Raw genomic sequence first — 20,451 nt, forward strand, 5'->3', positions numbered from 1 at the left:
AAGAAAGGGTCAAGATTACATTATACAGTTTGGATGAAATAGATAACTCAATTCTCTGTTCAATTTTTGTTTCAAACCTTATTGGGGGCGATCCTGTGAAATTAGTGAGACAAAAGAGCAATCTTTCTGAGGAATATGTTATAGACAGAATTTTGAATTTAAGAAATAATGGGTTAATTGAGAAGGAAAAATACACGTTGACTGAAGTAGGTAGGACTTCCTTACGGGTAGTATTGACAGGAGGAGTCTTTGATATTATCCATCCAGGCCACATTCACACATTAAACTCTGCAAAAGAGCTTGGTAATGTCTTAGTTGTCGTAGTGGCAACAGATGATACTGCTGAAAAGATGAAAAAGAGAAGACCGCTTCACAATCAAAATGAACGAAGGGTTTTGGTAAATTCTCTTTCAATGGTTGATTTGTGTATCATAGGTCAGAAAGGAGATATCTTCAAGACTGTCGAGTTTGTAAACCCTCAGATCATTGCACTAGGATATGATCAAGTTCACCAGGAAAAGTTCATCACTGATGGGTGCAAAAAACTCAATCTAGACATCAAGGTTGCAAGGCTGCAATCCCCCGTACCAGAGATTTCAAGTTCAAAGATTGAAAAAGAATACGGCGATGCAATACACGATATCTAATTAAGTTCGAATCTCTTTCGATTCGCATTTAGATCCTCAAAAAAATTACTTCTAATCGTTAAAGTTTTTTTCTTTCACTGATTCTTTGCTGCATTCGTTTTTCACCATCTTTGAATCGCTTTTTTTCATCTTCAGTTTCAAGAATTAATTCTGGTACCGGTGTGGGCTTGCCATTATCATCTAATGCAACCATTGTAACAAAGGCAGTACCAGTAAGGGCTTTGTTGCCAGTTCGAAGGTCTTCAGCCTCCACAGTAATCTCAATTTCCATTGAAGACCGATGGACATAGTTAATTCTTGCATGCAAATCCAAGACATTTCCAACAAATACAGGCTTTAGAAAATTTACACGATCAATGCTTGCAGTGACTGCATTGGTCTCACAATGTCTTTGAGCTACAATTCCTGCAACAGTATCAATCTGTTTTAAAATTTCCCCACCAAAGATATTTCCAGCAGGATTTGCTTCAGATGGAAACATTCTAACTGTTATTTCAGCCTTGGAATCACTTGGTTTTTTTGCTTTCAATAATTCTCACTTTTTGTGATTCACTCAATGATATTAACTCTCGTACATTTGAAATTATTTTGAATTGATTGGAATTTTAATTACTACTTTGGAGCCGTCAGATAATTTTGCGTGTTTTCGAATATTTGTTTTTGATATTAGCTCAATTACTGAAGGATCGTGGTGAGTTCTCTCTAGTCTGATTAATTGACAGTCAACTGATTTGTTTAGAGTAGCTGAGAAGCACTTGACCCATCCATATGTTCTCTTTCCATCAGAAAATCCTTTAATCAATACTCCATCCAAGGCATCAAATTGCCTGATTGATTCAATGTTTTCTTTTGAATCTAGTTTGACATTTAGAGTACCTGGAAATGGTACATATCCAATTTTACTTTTGAATTGTTTTGTGTATCCTTTAAGCGACATATAGTATGCACCTTCTCCCATTCCAGAGATCAAATTTCCACGAAGCTCAATGTGCGAGGGTGAAGATTTCAGGCTAGAATTCAGTATTGTTGAGAGTTTTATCATCTCTGCAAATCCTTTTGAGGTAATTTTTACAGAAGACACCCTTCCATTTAGGATTCTTTCTATGAACCCACCTTGTTCTAATTCCACAAGGTGCTTGGATGCTGCTTGCTGAGATTTTTTTATGTTCTTTCCTAATGCGGAAGTAGTTACAGGTACAAAATTGTATTTTGCGCCTTTTGATAAGAGATAAGATAGCGTAAGAATGTGTTGAATCTTAATGTCAGTCATTAAAAATTCTAAACAACGCCTAGTTCTGAAAAGGTTCTTAGAGTTAATCCGTCTGCATTAGTTAGTTTTGCAACTCTATGACCAATAACACATTCTATTCCTGCATTCTTTGCACCTTCAAGTAATCGTTGTGTAATGATTCCATCAAGTACAAGATACTTGACTCCAGATTGACTTGATAATTTGCTAACAAGCTCACTAATTGGTACTTTGAATATCTCTTTTTTGTCACCATCAAGTGCGATTGCTTCTAGAGTTTCATTGAGATTAGGATAAATCTGTGATGCCAAATCTGCAATAGGCTTATCCTCAGTTTTTGCAGCTGTCTTTGGTTTAGAACCTCCTTCAATTTCTTTTGCAACTGGACCAAGAATTTCATCAATTCTTGTCGGAGTGAGTTCTTCAACTTCAATTCCAGAATCTGCACGAAGTTCATAATCAATGTTAACAACTGATTTTAGCTCTTTGAGAATAAAGCCGCCAGACCTGTCACCATCAAGAAATGCAACAACATGATCTTTTTTGTTACAGAGTTCTTTTATTGATTCATCTATTCTTGCACCTTCAATTGCAAGTGTATTATCATAACCAGCTCGAAGTAAGTTGATAATATCTGCACGACCTTCGACAAGAATTACCCAACTTGAATCAAAGACGCCAGAACCACATGGAAGATTTGATGGTCCGTATGTCATAACTTTACCAGAGTTGCCTTCATGAACATCTTTTAGCATGGTGTCACCCTCGCTAACAGTTTTTGTTGCCCATTTTTGCTTGATCTCTTTTGCTCTTCGGACAATATCGTCTTTCTTTGCAGCCCTTACATCATCAATTGCATCTAGAGTAAATTTACAATCAAATGGTCCAACTTTATCAATACTCTCAATAGCTGCAGCAATTAGTGCGCAGGTATCAATGTCAGTACTCATTGGAATTAGTGCGTCACCCTTTGTAGTGTTTGCAGTGCTATTGGTGTTTACTTCAATTCTTCCAACTTTGGATACTCTTTGGAGTTCGTTGAGATTCATCTCTGGTCCCAACAGTCCTTCTGTTTGACCGAAGATTGCGCCGATTATATCTGCCCTTTCAACGAGTCCATCAACTTCATAGGAAAGCTTAACATGATATTTGACAATTCCTGATTTTGACATAACATTATCATCTCCTTATACATAATGAGATTACTTCTAGAGTTGAATATATTTGCTTATCGATAGTTTTTACAGAAAATCCGTAAAATCTGCAAAAATTTCTTAAAATTTGAGCTTGGGATCCTCTTCTAAAAGATAAAAATGGAAAAAAGAGAGTGTTTACTCTGTGCTAAAAGAGTGACCACAAGAACATGATTTGGTTACGTTTGGATTGTTGATTTTGAATCCAGAACCCATCAGACTCTCGATATAGTCGACGTTTGCACCTTGTAGATGGTCGATACTGTAACTATCGATAACGAGTTTTACTCCGTTTTCTTCAATTACCTTATCATCTTCTTCTGGTTGTTTTTCAAATCCCATTCCATAGGATAATCCTGAACAACCTCCACCTTGAACATAAACTCGAAGATACTCAGGTTTCTCAGATTCCTCAGCCATGAATTCTTTGATCTTTTCAGCAGCCTTTGGAGTGACAGTTACAATTTTTTGAGTTTGCTCAGTTGCCATGACCAAAATGCATTCTCAAATTATAATAAGCTTTTCACACGGTACCGACTAGGAATTTAACAAAATAAGAAGGAAAATTAGGGATAGCTTATTTTTTTGACTTGTTTACAAATGCAGTCATTCTTTCTTTACGATCAGGATGTGTAAAGCAATTTCTCCAAGCCAATAATTCTAGAGACAGTCCAGTATCAAGATCTGCGTTTCTTCCTTTATTGATTGCAATCTTTGACATTAAAACTCCCATCGTAGAGTTTGCAGCAATTTGTTGAGCCATTTTGTTTGCTTCTTCTGTTAGTGATGCTAATGGAACAACATGGTTCACCAGACCAATCTCTTTTGCCTCATCAGCTTTAATCATCTTACCAGTGTACACAAGCTCTTTTGCTTTTGCTATGCCCACTATTCTCATCAATCTTTGTGTACCACCCCATCCAGGAGGGACACCGATTGTTACTTCCGGTTGTCCAAGTTTTGCAGTGTCTGCAGCGATTCTAATATCACAAGACATTGCAAGTTCACATCCTCCGCCAAGTGCAAATCCATTTACTGCAGCAATTGTTGGTTGTTTAACTAATTCTACTGTTGAAGTAACTAGCTGACCAAGTTTTGCATATTCGACTGATTCGTCTGCAGAAATTTTTGACATGTATTCAATGTCTGCTCCTGCAGAGAAGGCTTTTTCTCCTTCACCAGTGAGAATGATGACTTTGATTTTGTCATCGGTTCCAATAGATTCGAATGTTTTGATTAACTCCTTTGCAACATCCATGTTCATTGCGTTGAGTTTATCAGGTCTGTTTATCTTGACAGTGCAAATGCCATCAGAAGTAGATGTAGTAACTAGCGACATTGAATATGTGCGATGTGATACTGAACTTAAATGTTCTCTAGGAACTTGAAATTTTTCCCCATTGGGCCAAAGCAGAAGCAGCAGCTACCCAGGTTCTAAGGTCGCTGTAAACTGGAACATTATGTTTCTCAACCAGTTTTGACATTTTTTCAGTGTATGGACCACCGTTGCATCCAACTAGTATTGGTTTCTGTTTTTTCTGTTGGAATTCAGCAAGATAATCAACGATTGTTTCTTCGAGTGGGTCATCTTGGAAGACAAACCATGGCATTGCAATATCAACATTTTTCTCATCCATGAATTGTTGAATGACAAATCGATAATCATCTGCAGTGGCACCACCACCAACATCTGCGGGGTTACCATTGTGAATTGGTACTGCAGGTGGGAAACGATCCTTCATCTTTTTGATTAGTGCAGGAGACATTTTTCCAATTGTAAGACCATGCTTTTCTAATTGATCAATTGCACCAATCATCGGGCCAGCACCATTACTAGTCATAGCCACACGATTTCCTTTTGCAGCAGGTTGCCATGCCAAAGCCTTTGCTACTCCGACAAGATCCTGATAACTATCAACTGAAATAATTCCTGCCTGCTTGAATGCACCCATGATAATTGCATTTGAACCACCAAGGGAACCAGTATGAGATGCAGCCTGTTTTGCACCTGCAGCTGTCCTTCCACTCTTCCAGATTACAATGGGTTTCTTCTTTTCTTTCATTACACGTTTTGCAGTATTGATGAATTTTCTACCATCGCCAAATCCTTCTACATATAATGCGATAACTTTGGTTTGAGGATCATTTGCAGCATACCAAATCATGTCTGCTTCATCAACATCAGAACGATTACCAAAACTGATCATCTTTGATAGACCAAATGAGTCAGCGCTCTCCAACATGCTAATTCCCATTGTTCCACTCTGTGAGAAGAATGCTACATTTCCTAATTTTGAGCGAACCATTCTTTCTTGGCCTTGGAATGCGCAGTCAAGACGATTAGCAGCATTGAACATTCCAATGCAGTTAGGACCAATAATTCTGATATCGTGTTTTGCAGATAATCTTGCAACTTCAGCCTCATATGCTGCTCTTTCTCCGCCTAATTCTTTTCCTCCACCAGAAACAATTACAACATTATGAACTCCTTTCTTTGCACAGTCTTCTAAGACAGGTGGGGTTACTGACAAATCAACTGAAACCACAACAAGATCAACTGGATCTGGAATTGCAGCTACGGAAGGATAGCATTTTTGTCCAAAGATTTCTTCTGACTTTGGATTAATTGGATAAACTTTTTGTTTGAAATCATAATTTACTAGACTGTCTAAAATAGAGTTGCCAATCTTTCCAGGAGTTGCTGATGCACCTACTAGGGCAACAGATTTTGGTGTAAAGAATTGTTCCATGTGTTCTGCGTTTGGTTTTGCTTTTGAGATAGCATCTTTTTTGATCTCTTTTTTGAGTAGAATTTTTGCATCAACTACTGCATATGATTTTGGATATACCACCACAGGGTTAAAGTCAATGCTATCAAAGTGAGATGCATTATCAACACCTAATTTTCCAATCTGAACAAGTGCTTTTGATATCATGTTAAGATCAATTGGCTTGCTTCCACGGAATCCTTTGAGCATTTTAGAGCCCTTTAGCTCATTTAGCATTGATTTTGCATCAGATGTAGTAATTGGAAGCATTCTAAAGGCAACGTCCTTCATTACTTCAGTCAATATTCCTCCCATTCCAACCATAATTACTGGACCAAATTGTGAGTCATTTTGTAAACCAACGATTAGTTCAACGCCTTTGTCAACCATCTTTTCTAAGAGAATACCTTTTACTTCAACACCTTTTTTCTTGGATAATCTGCCATACATGTCATTGAATGTCTTTTTTACATCAGCGACATTATCGATTCCAACTTTAACTCCACCAACATCGGTTTTATGAAGAATTTGTGGGGAGACGACTTTCATAACAAGAGGAAATCCTAGCTTCTTTGCTTGCTTGACTGCTTCATCTGCAGATGTTACAAGGGCATAACCTGGAACTTTAATGCCATATGATTTTAGAATTGATTTTGATAGTTCTTCTGTGATAACCTTGTGACGGGTTTGAATTGTTTCATCAAAGATTTTTTTCACAGAATTCATAAGTCGATCGGTGAGAACAAAATTCAATATATTAAACTTTGGTCAAAGGTCAAATTCTGATTTGAAATTTTTGTAGAATTTTCTTAAATTATCATTAACAAGTGTGATATTTTCATCAATATCATCACGTATTTTCTGAGGATCAATGTACGGGATTTTGTCAATCTTTTCTTGAGTGTTATCCAACCAAAGATTCACCATAGAGTCATCAACCTCTAGATGAAACTGAAGACCGACTGCAGTTCCAATCTGAAAAGCCTGATTTTGATACATTGAGGAGCGGACGAGTCTTTTTGCAGAACTTGGAAGATCAAATGTGTCACCATGCCAGTGAAATACTGTAAACGGATTATCAAATCCAGAAAAGAGTCCAGTTTGTGATTCTGGAATTAGGTCATGATAGAATCCAATCTCTTTTTTTGGACCAGGAAAAACTTTCGCGCCAAATGCTTTTGCAATTAACTGGGAACCCAGACATATTCCTAAGACAGGTTTTTGTTTTGAAACGTATCTCCGAATCAGCTCCTGTTCTTTTTTCAAATAATCTCTATCATCGTTTGCAGATTCTGGTGCACCCAGAACAATTAGAAATGAATATTCTTCATCAGGAATCTTTTCATGCTTTGCATTAATTGATGTTATATCAAACCCATCAGATGAAAGAATTTTTCCAAGGAATCCTGAGCCCTCAATACGAGTGTTCTGAATTGCAAGAACATCACTCATTTGTTATTATCCACCAAAGTTCTTAATATGTTCAAGTGACTATTGTTATCGTGCAAGTTTCATTACAAGAGATTCAAGACATCCAAAACTTTGTTGATACATTAAACCAGCAGACCCAAAGTGTAGTCGTAGTTGAAGGCAAACGTGACGAACTAGCCTTGAAAAAGATTGGGTTTTCAGGAAAGATAATTCAATTTCATAAATTTGGAGGAATTACAAGGTTTTCTGATCATATAGCAAATTATGATACAGTCATTATGCTTCTTGATGGAGATAGAAAGGGCAAATATCTTACTGGACGTATAATCTATCAGATACAAAGAAGGACTAGAATTGATTTATCGTACAAGAAAAAACTCGTAGAGATTACTAAAGGAAAGATTCGATTTATTGAACAACTAGTATGTTATGAATCGTATTTAGTATAGAAAATTTAAGGCCAGATGCCTTTTTGGTTGAATGCTTCTACTACTCTACCAACTGCCAAAACCATTGCAGCTCTTCTCATGTCAATTTTATGTTTCTTTGATAGTGCATATGTATCTCTAAAGCCTCGAGTAATGTTTGCCTCCATTTTGTTTGCAACTTCTTCAAATGACCAATAGTACCCCATGTTGTTTTGAACCCATTCAAGGTATGATATGCATACTCCGCCAGAGTTTGCTAAAATATCTGGAACAACAATAATCTTCTTTTTGTAAATTATTGGATCTGCTTCTGGTAATGTTGGACCATTTGCAGCTTCGGCAATAATTTTACATTGTAATTTTGCTGCAATCTTTTTATCGATTTGATTCTCCAAAGCACCAGGAATCAAGATATCACATTTTGTTGTAAGTAATTGCTCAGTGGATACCTTTTTGCTTCCAGGGAATCCAACTACAGAGCCCCTGTTTTTCTTGTATTCGATTAACTTGTTAACTTTGAAACCATTTGGTACAATTATGGAACCTTTAGAATCGCTTGCTCCAATAACTTTAGCGCCCATCTTCTCAAGATATTCACCTGCAAATGTTGATGCGTTTCCAAATCCTTGTAATACGACTTTGGCGCCTTTGAGTTTTAGTTTAATTGTTTTTGCTGCTTCTCTTACACAATATGCAGTACCAAGACCGGTTGCAACATTTCTGGCTAAAGAACCACCCATTGAGATTGGCTTGCCAGTAATTACACCTGGAGAGTATTTGTTTTCATTTAATTTACTAAAAGTATCCATGATTTGCGTCATCTCTTTTCCAGTTGTATAGACGTCTGGTGCAGGAATGTCTTTTCCTGGACCTATTACTTCAGATAACATGTAAGCAAATCTTCGGGTAATTCTTTCTAGCTCACCCTCGCTAAGTTTTTCTTTTTTAGGATTAACAAAAACACCGCCTTTACCACCACCTAATGGAACATCCACTACTGCACACTTCCAAGTCATCCATGATGATAGTGCCATGACTTCTCTTTCCATGTACTTTACTCCACCTTCTGGATCAAAGTATCTAATTCCTCCTTTGTATGGTCCACGGTCATTGTTGTGTTGGCTTCTAAATCCAGTAAATACACGAATCTTTCCGTTATCCATCTTTACGGGAATTTTAATTCTAACCAATCTATTTGGCATTGTAAGATAATCACGCATTCCTTTGTCTTTAATTCCCAAAACATCACATGCATCATGAACTTGTTGTGATGCATTCTCAAATGGATCTACATTTGCCAAATTAACCAACTTGATGATCTTAGAATTGTATTTAAACGCTGTCCTTATCTGAATTTGGAAATTTGTTTTTGATCGCTAATTGATAAATTTTCAATGATTAGATGTACACTTTTTTGAATGTCATCTGTCTCTCTAATTTTTCAATTGCGTCATCTAATGCTCTAATGTTTATTTCTAGAAAATTAGATAGATGATACATTGCACCATATTTGTCTCCAATTTTTGAGACGATGTTATTTTTTTCAAGAACCTTCATGTGATGTTGAACTGCCTTGTAGTCCAAATCAAGTTCTTGCGATAGTTGATGTGTGTTAAGAGGTTGCTTGAGAAGCATCATTACAATTCTTAATCTTGTAAAGCCTCCTCTGGTACTGGTAAAAAGATACATCAAGAGTTTTTTTGTTTGCCGATCAATCTTTCGTTCAGGGCTTAGTTCTGAAGATCGGATGACTTGTCGGAATTCCATCAGTTGAGAAATACTCATGACCAATCATAATTGTTGAAAATAGCATAAAATACTATTTCCAGATCTATACCATATGTCACAGTAACTGAGACTAGAGTTAACAATTACCCTTAAATTGACTTAGCATAAACTCGTTTTGAAATGATGGCATCACGCGGTTATGATATGACGCCTACAATGTATTCTCCAGATGGTAGAATTTACCAAGTAGAATATGCCATTGAGACAGTCAAGCGTGGAACCCTAGCAATTGGGATTAAATCCAAAGAGGGTATCATCATGGCAGTTGAGGAAAAACCACGTGCATTACAGACATCAAATATTACTCAAAAAATATTCCAAGTCGACCAGCATATCGGCGTGGCCGCAGCAGGATACATTCCAGATGCTCGAGTTCAAGTAGATAATGCAAGATTCTTCTCACAAGGAAACAAGATGACCTATGATGAACCAGTTGAGGTAGAGACGGTTGCAAAACATCTAGCAGACCAGTGTCATCAGTTTACACAGTATTCCGGAGTCAGACCATATGGTGTTGCACTAATCATTGCAGGAGTTGACCAGAAAGGTCAATCAATCTATGTTACAGATCCTAGTGGAACTTTTGTTCCATATGCAGCAGTTGCAATTGGGGCTTCAGCTGATGAAGTAACAGACTTTTTGGAGAAAACATACAATGATGGCTTGAGTTTAGAAGATGCAGCCGCACTTGCAGTAGCTGCTATCAGCATTAAATCAGAAAAGAAAGACGGTGTAAAAAATATCAAGATGGCAAAAATCACTACTGAGAAAAAAGTTTTAGAAAAGATCACAGAGAGCGAGATTGAAAAATATCAGCAAATTGCTAGCCAAAAATTCAAAGTGTAGTTTTGCTCTTTAGTTTTAATCATAAATTAAAAAATTATTTTGACGAGGTTATTTTCTAAATGGGATTAGGCAGTAGCTACTGGGCAGAGGTAATTGAGGTACTAAGGGATATCATTCCAGTTTATGATAAAGTAAATTCATACATTTCATTGGGAAAAGACAAGGAACACAGAAAGCGAGGCATCTCTGGCAGAGTTCTTCCAGGAAACAAAATTCTTGATGCAGGTTCAGGTTTTGGAAACATGTCAAAAACTGCATCAGGGATTTGCAATGAAGATATCACAATTACACTGTATGACCCGCTAGTTCCAATGCTAAAAAACACAGGAATGTTTTTCCAAAAAACACCAGATATGTCTTGCGGAGTTTTTGAACACATTCCGTTTCAAGATGAAAAGTTTGATGCAGTACTTTGCGGTTATTCATTACGAGATGCCATAAGCTTGAAAATTGCAATCTCAGAGATTCATCGAGTGTTGAAGGACGGAGGTAGATTTGTAATAGTAGATCTTGGAAAACCTGATGAGCTATTTATCAGATTAGGAGTTTCATTTTATCTTAGAGCGATTCTGCCTATCGTTGCGCTAATTGCAGGGGGCAGACTAGGCTTGAAGTTTGGAACATTGTATGGAACATACAAGAGATGGCCCAAAAACAAAAAACTCGAAGAGATGTTAAGGGAGAAATTCTCCAAAGTAGAATTTGAGAAAGATCTTATGGGTGGGGCAATAATGGTTGCCGCATACAAATGAAAAGAGCTTTAATTTTAGTAAATGTAACTGGACTCTTAGTTGGAATCTCTTATGGATTACATGGTCCAATACTACCAGTCTTTGCAAAAAATGTAATCGGTGCATCATATACAGAAATCGGACTCATTGGATTTGCAAATTTTATTCCTTACATGTTTATCCCGTTGTTTGTTGGATTGCTACTGGATAGATTCAACAATGGATATCTTTTATCAATAGGGGTTGTAATCAACTCAACCTCAGTGTATCTGTTATCCATTGCACAATCAGTGCCAGAGATAATGGGATTTAGAATTATGACAGGAATAGCACATGCATTCTTTTGGCCCCCAAGTGTGGCAATCATATCCAATGTAAGTGATGGACGACAGCGAGTAAGAAACATTGCAAGATTTACAGGATTCTTTGTTGCCGGATTCACCATCGGGCCCTTGATTGGCTCGATACTTTTGGAAAATCTTGATGTATCATTAAGAATAGTATTCCAAATTGCAGCATTCATTCTTGCGTTTGCAATAATTTCATCACTATCATCATCAAGATACAAAATTCGCGAGCATGCCGCCAAGTTTTCTTTTGATGCAATAAGGGAGATGAAAAAATTTCCACATGTGATTATAATGTTAATCTACTGTACATCGACATTTGGCATAATTTTGACAGTATACCCTGCGTTTCTAAATGATAATTCAATGAGTGATGTGCAAATCGAGATGTTATTTTTCATATTTGGTATCTCTCGCATTGCAACACTTTTAGTTGCAGGAAAGCTGGCAAGAAGAACTAGTCATACTCTGATTGCAGCTGCTGCATCAATTGCCACAGGATTGTTAATATCGTTTGGTGCAGAATCAATGATAGAGTTTGCGGTTGCATTTTTGTTTATGGGATTTGGGTTTAGCATATTCTTCCCATTGACTATCGAAATAATCCTGAGTAAAACAAGAAAGGAGATTTCAGGTACAATCATTGGATCATATGAGACAATCTTTGGCATAGGATGGGCAATAGGTCCAATTTCTGCTGGAATAATATCAGAGATTCAAGCAAACAGTACTCCATATCTGATATTTTTTGCAATAGGAATAGGAGTTACGATTCTCTCAATAATCAAACGTAAGGAATTAGAGCCAAAAAAGAATCCAAATCTTTAATTTAAGATTTGAGTAATTGTATGCGTGATTGATTTTTCCCTAAATGTTGCAGGCAGTGAGTGGATAATCATTATTTTTGTAGCACTGGTACTGATTCTTGGAACAAACAAGCTGCCAGAGGCAGCAAAAAAATTAGGACGTGCTTCTGCTGAATACAAAAAAGCTAGAGACGAAGTGCAGAATCAAATGAAAGATTTTAGCACACAAAATGTTCAGGTCTCAGGTCCTGTGCAAAATGAAAGAGAAAAGCTTGAGATGATTGCAAAATCATTGGGAATTAATTTTGCCGGAAAGACAACTGATGAGCTAAGAGAGATTATTTCATCAAAGATTGGAAAACCAATTGAGCCAAAAAAAGAAACGGAAAAGACAGAATGAAATTACTTTTTAATTCTATAGATATTTTTGTCTAATCGCTTTTTTGCAAAGTTATAGTATTCCTTTACAATCTCAAAGCCAAGAAACTTTCGTCCATTCTTTTTGCTAATCACTGCAACCTGGCCAGACCCAAGGAATGGATCCAGTACAAGATCACCTCGCTTACTAGAATACTGCAAAATCTTTTCAATTATTTCAGAAGGAAGTTTCGTTGGAGTCTTTTCATCACCAGTCCAGTACTCTCTTTTTATTTCCCAGACATCCTCTTTATCCTTATAGTGAAGGCTACGGCCTTCTTTATTTTTGGAATCTTTTTTGAATCTAGAAAATGGATAGAACTTTCTCTTCTTTGGATTCTTGCAGACATAAAGGCAGTGGTAATGTGACGTGACAAACTTTTTCTTTGTCACTACACCGAATTGATACTTCCAAATTAGATGATTAATCGTTACAAAACCAACATCATCTAAAGCCATTAGAATATCCTTGAGATTGTTCCACCCTGAGAAGACATACATGCTTCCCGAATCCTTTAGGATTCGAAATGCTTCGGACATCCATTGAAAAGTAAAGTCATAGTAATCCTCAGGCTTTATTTCGTTATAGCCCTGCATGACTCGCGAGGCTGTTCGGTTGTAGTTTGCCTTTGTAGCTTTGAAATTTATTGCAAATGGAGGATCAGTTACTATAAGATCAATCTTCTTGTCAGGTATTTCACTCATTCCATGAATGCAGTTTACATTGTAAATTTTGTTTGGAGTAAGTGATTTCAATTTTAGATTTGTTATGGAAACCTTGCTTAATAATGTCATGAAAAATAAAGATGGAATAGTTGGAAAGTTCTATTATCTGTATTCCATCTTGCCTTTGATTTTGTTGACTAGAGCCATCTCTTCTTTGAGATGCTTTGCAAGTAGCTTTTCGTGTTCTCTCTTGTGCTTCCAGTATGCGTTTAGAACAGCTTGTCTTGATTTTGCTTTTTTGATAGCTGCTTGAAAGCTTCGATGAATCTTTGCTACTTCATTTGTGTAACTGGTCATGCTTCTAGTATCAGTATATGATAGATAACTCTGGCATGTTTACCAATTTAAACACCTGATGAGTTTACCTTGACTCGGGATTTTGCAGTATAGGCATGGTACAGGGATACAGTAGTGCGATCAATGAGGTATGCCCCCAGATATAGCTCAAGTGAATTCTCAAACAATAAATCCATTCACAGTCACTTATGAGACACCATGAAGTATAGCTGCCCAAACTGTAAGACGCGTCTAGAGATACAAAGGACATTTAACAAGAAGATGGTAATTTTTTGCCCAGGTTGCAAGCTGGAGGACATTTTAGAGTTTACAAAAAATTTTGATGAGGCGTATCTGAATTTTCTAACAAGGTTTGACAAGGGAAAGATACCAAACAAGGACCAGATGCAGCAAGGACTGCAGCAGCAGGGAATAATTCGCGATGAGGCAGAAATCAAAAAGATGATTGGCACTGCAAAGCTAGACGAGGTTACAAAATCTGTACTGTACTCAAAGAAGGATTACGTGTCATTTTACAAGGTAATGAAAAAACCAGAGCCAGAAATGGGTCAAAAGGTATCAGAATTTGGATTAGACAGTGAAATATCAAAGTACTTGTCTGAAAAAGGAATTGATTCATTTTACAAATTTCAAGAAGATGCAATATCGGAGATAATCTATGGGAATAATGTAATCATTGAGGCCCCAACTGCATCAGGAAAGACTGAAGCATTTTTGATTCCAATTGTACAGAAGATTCTTTCTGAGAAGCAAAGTTTTGGGAAAACATTTGCACTGTTTGTGTACCCGACAAAGTCACTAGCAAGAGATCAGTTTCCAAAGATAAACTCGCTTGCGCAAAGAGTTGGAATCAAAGTTGGAGTATTTGACGGAGACACAAAACAGACAGAGCGCGCAAAAATTCTAGATGAACCACCAGAGATCATAGTAACAAACTTTGATGTGCTGCACTACCACATGTTTCACCAGACAAAATTTGCTTCTCTTCTTGGATCAATAAAGTTTCTTGTTGTTGATGAGACACATGTGTACACCGGAATATTTGGCTCTAATGTTCACTATATCATCAAACGGCTAAAAAGAATTGGAAAAAAAATTCAATTTGTTGCAGCATCAGCTACCCTTGATAACGCAATAGAATTTACCGAAAAGTTGTTTGGAGAAAAGATGAATCTCATTCACGGGTCTGGAAACAAGAGCGAAACAGATTTTGTTATGCTTTTTCCATCCTTGAGAACACAGCGTGCCCTGATGGTTGATTTGACAAAAAGGCTTACACAAAAAAAACACAAGACGATGGTGTTTAGCAACTCGCATCTAAACTCTGAGCTGCTTGCAATGCAGGCAAGAAAGCAAAAGATTGGCATCAAGGTTCACAGGGCAGGGCTGATGGCAAACTATCGAAGGTCTGTTGAAAAGGCATTCAAGGAGGATGCGCTACAAGCAATATCATGCACACCAACACTTGAGCTTGGCATTGATGTTGGAAACGTTGATGGAGTGATATCATCTACAATTCCTGTAAACAGACTGGTTCAAAGAATTGGAAGGGCGGCAAGGAAAGGACAGAGAGGATATGCATTTCTGGCATTGGGAAATGACCCAATATCTCAGTACTACAAGAATCACCCTGATGACTATTTTGATGATACAGAAAAGACGTACATTGACCCCAAGAATCCTTTCGTTGAAGAGTTTCAGGTTTTGGCCATGGCTTGCGATAAGCCAATCTCAAGGCATGAGCTAAAAGAGCACTCTGATATCATTGAAAAACATCTTCAAGAGGGAAACCTTGTCTTAGTAGAAAACAGAATCGTTCCAAACTATGACACGGTGTACAAGCTGCTAAGCGAGTTTAGCATTCGAGGCATAGGAAGCTCAGTTGACATATTTCTTGATGGAAGAAAAGTAGGAGACAGAATTTTACCCATTGCATTAGAAGAGCTTCACAAGGATGCGATCTACTTTCTTGCAGGAATCAGATACAAAGTAAAAGAGTTTGAGTATCCTGAAAAAAACTTTGCAAAGCTTGAACGCATTCCAAGAGACTATCCATACTATACCAAAGCCCTAACTGAAGAGTGGCCTACAATTGAAACAGTGTATGAGCAAAGGAAGGTCTTTGGGATGGAAGTTGCGTTTTGCAAGCTGCACATACAAAAGAGCGTTTACGGTTACGTCAACATTGAGCTAGGCCAAGAGGTATCGCAGGGAAAGAAAGTTCTGCTTGAGAAGAAGCTAGAGTATGACTTTGTAACTAAAGGAATAGTATTTCATGCACCAAGACCTGAAAAAGAGATCGCAAAGTCTGAAGACCAAGAGTATGTTGAGGCAAGCGGATACCATGCAACAGAGCATGTTGTAATAGAAGGAAGCAACATGATTACCGGAGGTGTATCGCAGGACCTTGGAGGAATATCTCTAGGGGCATCAGGTCTGATATTCATTTACGATGGCGCAATTGGTGGAAATGGTGCAAGCAAAGCACTCTACGATAGATTTGAGAAAGCACTAGAGCGCAGCATGTACATTGTAAAAGAGTGCCCCTGCAAAAACGAGGCAGGATGTCCCAGGTGCACGTTTTCTTACAGATGTGGAAACAACAACGAGTATCTTCACAAGTACTCATCTCTTGAAGTCTTGCAGAGAATTAACGATGGTGAGAAGACAGTGCTAGAGGATCCAACTGAAGGCGACAGGCCATTAGTATGAAATTAAGAGTCTTGCGATAGAGTTTTTGTGTGGCCTGGATCTTCTTTACAAGCTTTGAGAATTCTAGAGTTTAGCTCTTCTTTTTCTTTTTGAGATAATTCTTTCTCCATTCCACCCATGCTCCCAGCATGCAATTTTTTCTAACTGCATAAAAACGATCCCCTGATTTTCAGCCTCGATTGAAAGAAATTGTCCGATATTACACCTAAAAGAAATGCTTCAAGATTATATTGTTGTTGAAGAGAGTTACATCATGAATGGAATTTTCTTAATATTTGCAGCACTGCTGATTGTAATTATTCCAACATCTTATGCGCAGGAATTTCCCGAATATGGAGTCAAGGTGGAAACAGTTGCAGAAAATCTTGAAGTTCCTTGGGCAATTGCGTTTGCACCAGATGACAGAGTCTTCTTTACTGAAAGAGTTGGCAAAGTAAGAGTAATTGAAGACGGAGTTCTAAATTCAGAACCGGTACTAACACTAAATGTTGCAGGAACAGAAGGCGGTTTACTTGGTATTGCGTTAGATCCAAATTTTAGTGAGAATCATTACGTATATCTTTACTACACATACAATGATTTCTTAAACACGTACAACAAGGTTGTTCGTTATACAGAATCAGATAACATACTTTATGATGAATTTATTTTGCTAGACAAGATTCCAGGTGCACCATGGCATGATGGCGGTAGGATAAAGTTCGGTCCGGATGGAAAACTGTACGTTACACTTGGTGATGCATCAGATTACAGTCGCTCACAGAAGATGGATTCTCTTGCAGGAAAAATTTTAAGAATTAATTCAGACGGAAGCGTTCCCGAAGACAATCCGTTTGAGGATTCGCTTATCTATTCACTCGGACACCGAAATCCCCAAGGTCTTGATTGGGATTCTTCTGGAAATCTTGTGGCTACAGAACACGGACCATCAGGGGAGAGGGGATTTGCACACGATGAGGTAAACGTGATAGAGCCAGGCAAAAACTATGGATGGCCAGAGATAGTTGGTGATGAGGCAGATGAAAAATTTGTTTCCCCAATACTACACACAGGAGATGAAACTTGGGCGCCATCAGGAGCAGCGTTTTACAAATCAGATAAAATTTCAGAGTGGAGTGAAAAGTTTTTTGTGGCTACACTTCGAGGAGTACATCTTCGAATGATAGATTTTGATCTGCAAAATAATGCTGTTCTATCAAGTGAAGCGTTATTCTCGGGAGAGTTTGGAAGACTACGAGATGCAAGCGTTGGCCCTGACGGACATCTGTATATTTTGACAAGCAACAGAGATGGAAGAGGAGGACCTGCGGTAAATGATGATAGAATTCTCAGAATTGTCCCCATAGTAGAAAAGACATCAGTCGAACAAGTTGCAACACCAAAAAAACAGATGGATTCAGGAGTGGACCCCCACATGATTCAGTGCAATGAAGGACGAAAGTTGATCTTCAAAGCAAACGGATGGGTTCCAGCATGTGTGAAGACATCCAGCTATCAAAAATTAATTGATATTGGCTGGGCAGCAGATCATCATCCTGATGACCACATGATAAATATGTCAAAGTAAATACCTTGAATCATGGAAAAAGTTGCAGTTGTAACTGGCAGCTCAAGTGGTATCGGTCATGAAACCGCACTAGAGCTTGCAAGAAACGGATACGTTACATTTGCCACAATGCGAGATGTACAGAAGGGTAAAAAAATTCTAGATATTGCTAAAAAAGAAAATCTAAAGGTTGAGGTTTTAGCGCTTGATGTAGACAAGAAAGAATCTATTGAATCGGCGGTAAGTGAGATCCTAAAGAAGAAAGGAAGAATCGACATTTTAGTAAATAATGCAGGATATGGCTTGTTTGGTTCTCTTGAAGATGTATCAGTCGAGGAATTCAAAGCACAGTTTGAGACAAACTTTTTTGGAATAATAAGGCTCATACAACAAGTTGCACCAATTATGAGAAAGCAGGGTGACGGATTTATCGTCAACATCAGCTCCGTTGCAGGAAAGATTGGATTCCCAGGTTCTCCTGCATACATTAGCTCAAAGTTTGCACTAGAAGGACTGAGCGAATGCTTGAGGTACGAGCTTGGTCAGTTTGGTGTAAAAACAATCATCATCGAACCAGGTGTAATCAAGACAAACTTTTTTGATTCAATGAAGGTTACAGAACCAAAAGCAGATTCACCATACACTGAGATTACACACAAAGTAATTGCAGGTATTAAGATGATGGCAGAGATGGGCACTCCTCCAATTGAGGTTGCAAAGGCAATCAGCAAGGCAATATCAGACAACCCCCCACTACCAAGGTACGTCGTAGGCAATGATGCATCAATGTTCCTTGAAGCAAAGAAGATGAAGACAGACATTGAGTTTGAAAATTATTTGAAAAAAGAGCTCTTTGGGGCATGACAAGACCTACGTTAAATTGATATACGCAAGATTCTGAATTTATCAAAGTCTACAATTTTGGGAAAAAATCATGAAATGGAAAACACTACAACATAACGGAATACTGTTTCCTCCAGCCTTTGAGTCTCAGGGAATCAAGATAAAGGTCAAAGGAGAGAAGGTTAGCCTTGATTTACTCCAAGAGGAGATGATATACCAGTGGGCAAAGAAGAAAGACACGCCATACGCTCAGGACAAAGTATTTCAGAAAAACTTTACAGCAGATTTTGCAAAGACATTAGATCCTAAATTCAAAGGAATAAAGTATGAGGACATTGACTTTTCAGAAGCTTTCAAAGTTGTAGACAAAGAAAAAGACCTCAAAGAGATGATGACAAAGGAAGAAAAAAAATCACTTGCTGCAAAAAGAAAAGAGCTCCGCGAAAAGATGAAAGAAAAGTACGGCAAGGCAGTAATGGATGGGCAAGAAGTTGAAGTTGCAAACTACATGGCAGAGCCTCCAGGAATTTTTATTGGAAGAGGGGAGCATCCGTTAAGAGGAAAGTGGAAGAAGAGAGTCACTCCAGAAGATGTCATACTAAATCTAGGAAAGGATGCAAAGGTACCGCCTGGTAAATGGGGCAAAATTATTCATGATCAAAATTCCATGTGGCTTGCAAGCTGGATGGATGATTTAACACAAAAAAGAAAGTACGTTTGGCTTGCAGACACTGCTGGACTAAAACAGGAACGTGACCAAGCAAAGTACGACAAGGCAACAAAGCTTGCAAAGGAGATTGAGAAAATAAAGAACAGCATTGTCAAAGATATGAAGAGCAAGGATCCGAAACTAAGCAGGATTGCAACTGCGTGTTATCTTATTTACAGAACTGCAATGAGAGTAGGAGATGAAAAGGATCCCGATGAAGCAGATACCGTTGGTGCAACCACTCTAAGAAAAGAACACATCAAGCTAACAGGAAAAGCAATAGAGTTTGATTTTCTAGGAAAGGACAGCGTGAGATGGCAGGAGACAGTTCCAGCTGAAGGACAGGACAAGCAATTTTACGATAACTTGGAGAAATTAATTGCAAACAAAAAACCCAAAGATGAAATCTTTGATGGAATTACCTCAAGACACGTTAATGCATACTATTCCAGCATAGTGAAGGGATTAACAGCCAAAGTGTTTAGAACGTATCTTGCATCAACTGTTGTAAACAGCTACCTCAAAAATCATGATAATGTAAAATCAAAATCAGCAAATGAGAAGCTTTACCACGCAAAGATGGCAAACCTAGAGGCTGCAAAGATGTGTAACCATAAAAGAACTATTCCAAAGACTTACGAAACTGCACTGCAAAAGAAAAAGGAAACCCTGAAGAAGGCAAAGGAATCCACCCCAAAGACAGAGAAGCAAAAAGAGAAGCTCAAAGACCGAATTGAAAAATTAAAGCTGCAAATTGACCTGTCTGAGAAGACCAAAGATTACAACCTTGGCACATCATTGAGAAACTATATCGATCCCAGAGTCTTTAAGGCATGGACAGATGAGGTAGGCGCAGAGTGGGAAAAGCTATACACAGCGGCATTGCAGAAAAAGTTCCTTTGGGTAAAAAGTGCAGATGTAAAGTGGAAAGACATCTCCCAGCAGTACTAGAAAGGTTATCTTCTTT

Annotated in this window: 21 protein-coding genes; 10 read left to right on the forward strand and 11 right to left on the reverse strand. The window is 37.9% G+C overall.

Annotation, left to right across the window (positions count from 1 at the left end; translation table 11 throughout):
- The first annotated feature begins 29 nt into the window (after window positions 1-29).
- The gene (locus DWQ18_07260; protein ID RDJ32973.1) at window positions 30-647 is read left to right on the forward strand and encodes a cytidyltransferase; all 618 of its coding nucleotides are present in this window, start codon (window positions 30-32) and stop codon (window positions 645-647) included.
- A 58-nt stretch (window positions 648-705) separates the two neighbouring features.
- On the opposite strand, the gene DWQ18_07265 is transcribed toward DWQ18_07260, so the two are convergent.
- The 7 genes from DWQ18_07265 to DWQ18_07295 form a co-directional block, all read right to left on the reverse strand.
- On the reverse strand, window positions 706-1,128 hold the full coding sequence (locus tag DWQ18_07265) for an acyl-CoA thioesterase (protein ID RDJ33430.1): 423 nt from the start codon (window positions 1,126-1,128) through the stop codon (window positions 706-708).
- A gap of 102 nt (window positions 1,129-1,230) precedes the next feature.
- A complete protein-coding gene (locus tag DWQ18_07270) occupies window positions 1,231-1,917 on the reverse strand; it encodes a DUF120 domain-containing protein (GenBank protein ID RDJ32974.1) in 687 nt (228 codons plus the stop codon).
- Window positions 1,918-1,925: 8 nt separating this feature from the next.
- Entirely contained in the window at window positions 1,926-3,068 is a 1,143-nt protein-coding gene (locus tag DWQ18_07275) for a DNA primase (GenBank protein ID RDJ32975.1), read from the reverse strand.
- Between the two features lie 159 nt (window positions 3,069-3,227).
- Window positions 3,228-3,578: an iron-sulfur cluster insertion protein ErpA gene (locus DWQ18_07280; protein ID RDJ32976.1), complete on the reverse strand. Its 351-nt coding sequence runs from the start codon at window positions 3,576-3,578 to the stop codon at window positions 3,228-3,230.
- 88 nt (window positions 3,579-3,666) lie between these two features.
- Complete coding sequence (locus tag DWQ18_07285; protein RDJ32977.1) at window positions 3,667-4,428, reverse strand: enoyl-CoA hydratase/isomerase family protein; 762 nt, start codon at window positions 4,426-4,428, stop codon at window positions 3,667-3,669.
- A 37-nt stretch (window positions 4,429-4,465) separates the two neighbouring features.
- Window positions 4,466-6,583 (reverse strand): acyl-CoA synthetase, encoded by a 2,118-nt coding sequence (locus DWQ18_07290; protein ID RDJ32978.1) that lies wholly within the window; start codon window positions 6,581-6,583, stop codon window positions 4,466-4,468.
- A gap of 42 nt (window positions 6,584-6,625) precedes the next feature.
- A complete protein-coding gene (locus DWQ18_07295; protein RDJ32979.1) occupies window positions 6,626-7,309 on the reverse strand; it encodes a GMP synthase in 684 nt (227 codons plus the stop codon).
- A 50-nt stretch (window positions 7,310-7,359) separates the two neighbouring features.
- Between DWQ18_07295 and DWQ18_07300 the strand changes: the two genes are divergently transcribed.
- The gene (locus DWQ18_07300) at window positions 7,360-7,737 is read left to right on the forward strand and encodes a topoisomerase (GenBank protein ID RDJ32980.1); all 378 of its coding nucleotides are present in this window, start codon (window positions 7,360-7,362) and stop codon (window positions 7,735-7,737) included.
- Between the two features lie 5 nt (window positions 7,738-7,742).
- Here DWQ18_07300 and DWQ18_07305 read toward each other — a convergent pair whose 3' ends face one another.
- Both DWQ18_07305 and DWQ18_07310 read right to left on the reverse strand, forming a co-directional pair.
- Window positions 7,743-9,017, reverse strand: a complete 1,275-nt coding sequence (locus DWQ18_07305; GenBank protein ID RDJ32981.1) for a Glu/Leu/Phe/Val dehydrogenase — start codon at window positions 9,015-9,017, stop codon at window positions 7,743-7,745.
- Between the two features lie 97 nt (window positions 9,018-9,114).
- On the reverse strand, window positions 9,115-9,501 hold the full coding sequence (locus tag DWQ18_07310; GenBank protein RDJ33431.1) for an ArsR family transcriptional regulator: 387 nt from the start codon (window positions 9,499-9,501) through the stop codon (window positions 9,115-9,117).
- Between the two features lie 123 nt (window positions 9,502-9,624).
- Here DWQ18_07310 and DWQ18_07315 point away from each other — a divergent pair, with 123 nt between their 5' ends.
- From DWQ18_07315 to DWQ18_07330, 4 genes are read left to right on the forward strand one after another with little or no spacing between them, the layout of a single operon-like run.
- Window positions 9,625-10,350 carry a proteasome subunit alpha gene (locus DWQ18_07315; GenBank protein RDJ32982.1) on the forward strand — a complete coding sequence of 242 codons (726 nt, stop codon included), beginning with the start codon at window positions 9,625-9,627 and terminating at the stop codon, window positions 10,348-10,350.
- Window positions 10,351-10,409: 59 nt separating this feature from the next.
- Window positions 10,410-11,102 (forward strand): methyltransferase domain-containing protein, encoded by a 693-nt coding sequence (locus DWQ18_07320; protein RDJ32983.1) that lies wholly within the window; start codon window positions 10,410-10,412, stop codon window positions 11,100-11,102.
- Window positions 11,099-12,256, forward strand: coding sequence for an MFS transporter (locus DWQ18_07325; protein ID RDJ32984.1), 1,158 nt, complete (start codon window positions 11,099-11,101; stop codon window positions 12,254-12,256). The genes DWQ18_07320 and DWQ18_07325 overlap by 4 nt, the downstream gene beginning before the upstream one ends.
- 24 nt (window positions 12,257-12,280) lie before the next feature.
- The gene (locus tag DWQ18_07330; protein ID RDJ32985.1) at window positions 12,281-12,634 is read left to right on the forward strand and encodes a translocase; all 354 of its coding nucleotides are present in this window, start codon (window positions 12,281-12,283) and stop codon (window positions 12,632-12,634) included.
- Between the two features lie 2 nt (window positions 12,635-12,636).
- Here the strand turns inward: DWQ18_07330 and DWQ18_07335 are convergent, their stop codons facing one another.
- Both DWQ18_07335 and DWQ18_07340 read right to left on the reverse strand, forming a co-directional pair.
- The gene (locus tag DWQ18_07335) at window positions 12,637-13,446 is read right to left on the reverse strand and encodes a site-specific DNA-methyltransferase (GenBank protein ID RDJ32986.1); all 810 of its coding nucleotides are present in this window, start codon (window positions 13,444-13,446) and stop codon (window positions 12,637-12,639) included.
- A 33-nt stretch (window positions 13,447-13,479) separates the two neighbouring features.
- On the reverse strand, window positions 13,480-13,674 hold the full coding sequence (locus DWQ18_07340) for a hypothetical protein (GenBank protein ID RDJ32987.1): 195 nt from the start codon (window positions 13,672-13,674) through the stop codon (window positions 13,480-13,482).
- A gap of 198 nt (window positions 13,675-13,872) precedes the next feature.
- Here DWQ18_07340 and DWQ18_07345 point away from each other — a divergent pair, with 198 nt between their 5' ends.
- The 4 genes from DWQ18_07345 to DWQ18_07360 all read left to right on the forward strand — a co-directional run bounded on the left by DWQ18_07345 (window position 13,873) and on the right by DWQ18_07360 (window position 20,435).
- Window positions 13,873-16,386: a DUF1998 domain-containing protein gene (locus tag DWQ18_07345; GenBank protein ID RDJ32988.1), complete on the forward strand. Its 2,514-nt coding sequence runs from the start codon at window positions 13,873-13,875 to the stop codon at window positions 16,384-16,386.
- A gap of 253 nt (window positions 16,387-16,639) precedes the next feature.
- Complete coding sequence (locus DWQ18_07350) at window positions 16,640-17,953, forward strand: PQQ-dependent sugar dehydrogenase (protein ID RDJ33432.1); 1,314 nt, start codon at window positions 16,640-16,642, stop codon at window positions 17,951-17,953.
- Window positions 17,954-17,965: 12 nt separating this feature from the next.
- Complete coding sequence (locus DWQ18_07355; protein ID RDJ32989.1) at window positions 17,966-18,796, forward strand: SDR family NAD(P)-dependent oxidoreductase; 831 nt, start codon at window positions 17,966-17,968, stop codon at window positions 18,794-18,796.
- Window positions 18,797-18,866: 70 nt separating this feature from the next.
- Complete coding sequence (locus DWQ18_07360) at window positions 18,867-20,435, forward strand: DNA topoisomerase I (GenBank protein ID RDJ32990.1); 1,569 nt, start codon at window positions 18,867-18,869, stop codon at window positions 20,433-20,435.
- The last annotated feature ends 16 nt before the right edge of the window (window positions 20,436-20,451 follow it).

The organism is Thermoproteota archaeon (assembly GCA_003352285.1).
Classification (GTDB): domain Archaea; phylum Thermoproteota; class Nitrososphaeria; order Nitrososphaerales; family Nitrosopumilaceae; genus PXYB01.

Coding starts and splice junctions, on each gene's coding strand:
- DWQ18_07345 (RDJ32988.1), top strand. CDS start 13,873: ATGAAGTATAGCTGCCCAAACTGTAAGACGCGTCTAGAGATACAAAGG.
- DWQ18_07350 (RDJ33432.1), top strand. CDS start 16,640: ATGAATGGAATTTTCTTAATATTTGCAGCACTGCTGATTGTAATTATT.
- DWQ18_07295 (RDJ32979.1), bottom strand. CDS start 7,309: ATGAGTGATGTTCTTGCAATTCAGAACACTCGTATTGAGGGCTCAGGA.
- DWQ18_07285 (RDJ32977.1), bottom strand. CDS start 4,428: ATGTCGCTAGTTACTACATCTACTTCTGATGGCATTTGCACTGTCAAG.
- DWQ18_07335 (RDJ32986.1), bottom strand. CDS start 13,446: ATGACATTATTAAGCAAGGTTTCCATAACAAATCTAAAATTGAAATCA.
- DWQ18_07315 (RDJ32982.1), top strand. CDS start 9,625: ATGATGGCATCACGCGGTTATGATATGACGCCTACAATGTATTCTCCA.
- DWQ18_07265 (RDJ33430.1), bottom strand. CDS start 1,128: ATGTTTCCATCTGAAGCAAATCCTGCTGGAAATATCTTTGGTGGGGAA.
- DWQ18_07325 (RDJ32984.1), top strand. CDS start 11,099: ATGAAAAGAGCTTTAATTTTAGTAAATGTAACTGGACTCTTAGTTGGA.
- DWQ18_07355 (RDJ32989.1), top strand. CDS start 17,966: ATGGAAAAAGTTGCAGTTGTAACTGGCAGCTCAAGTGGTATCGGTCAT.
- DWQ18_07275 (RDJ32975.1), bottom strand. CDS start 3,068: ATGTCAAAATCAGGAATTGTCAAATATCATGTTAAGCTTTCCTATGAA.
- DWQ18_07320 (RDJ32983.1), top strand. CDS start 10,410: ATGGGATTAGGCAGTAGCTACTGGGCAGAGGTAATTGAGGTACTAAGG.
- DWQ18_07290 (RDJ32978.1), bottom strand. CDS start 6,583: ATGAATTCTGTGAAAAAAATCTTTGATGAAACAATTCAAACCCGTCAC.
- DWQ18_07270 (RDJ32974.1), bottom strand. CDS start 1,917: ATGACTGACATTAAGATTCAACACATTCTTACGCTATCTTATCTCTTA.
- DWQ18_07280 (RDJ32976.1), bottom strand. CDS start 3,578: ATGGCAACTGAGCAAACTCAAAAAATTGTAACTGTCACTCCAAAGGCT.
- DWQ18_07360 (RDJ32990.1), top strand. CDS start 18,867: ATGAAATGGAAAACACTACAACATAACGGAATACTGTTTCCTCCAGCC.
- DWQ18_07340 (RDJ32987.1), bottom strand. CDS start 13,674: ATGACCAGTTACACAAATGAAGTAGCAAAGATTCATCGAAGCTTTCAA.
- DWQ18_07310 (RDJ33431.1), bottom strand. CDS start 9,501: ATGAGTATTTCTCAACTGATGGAATTCCGACAAGTCATCCGATCTTCA.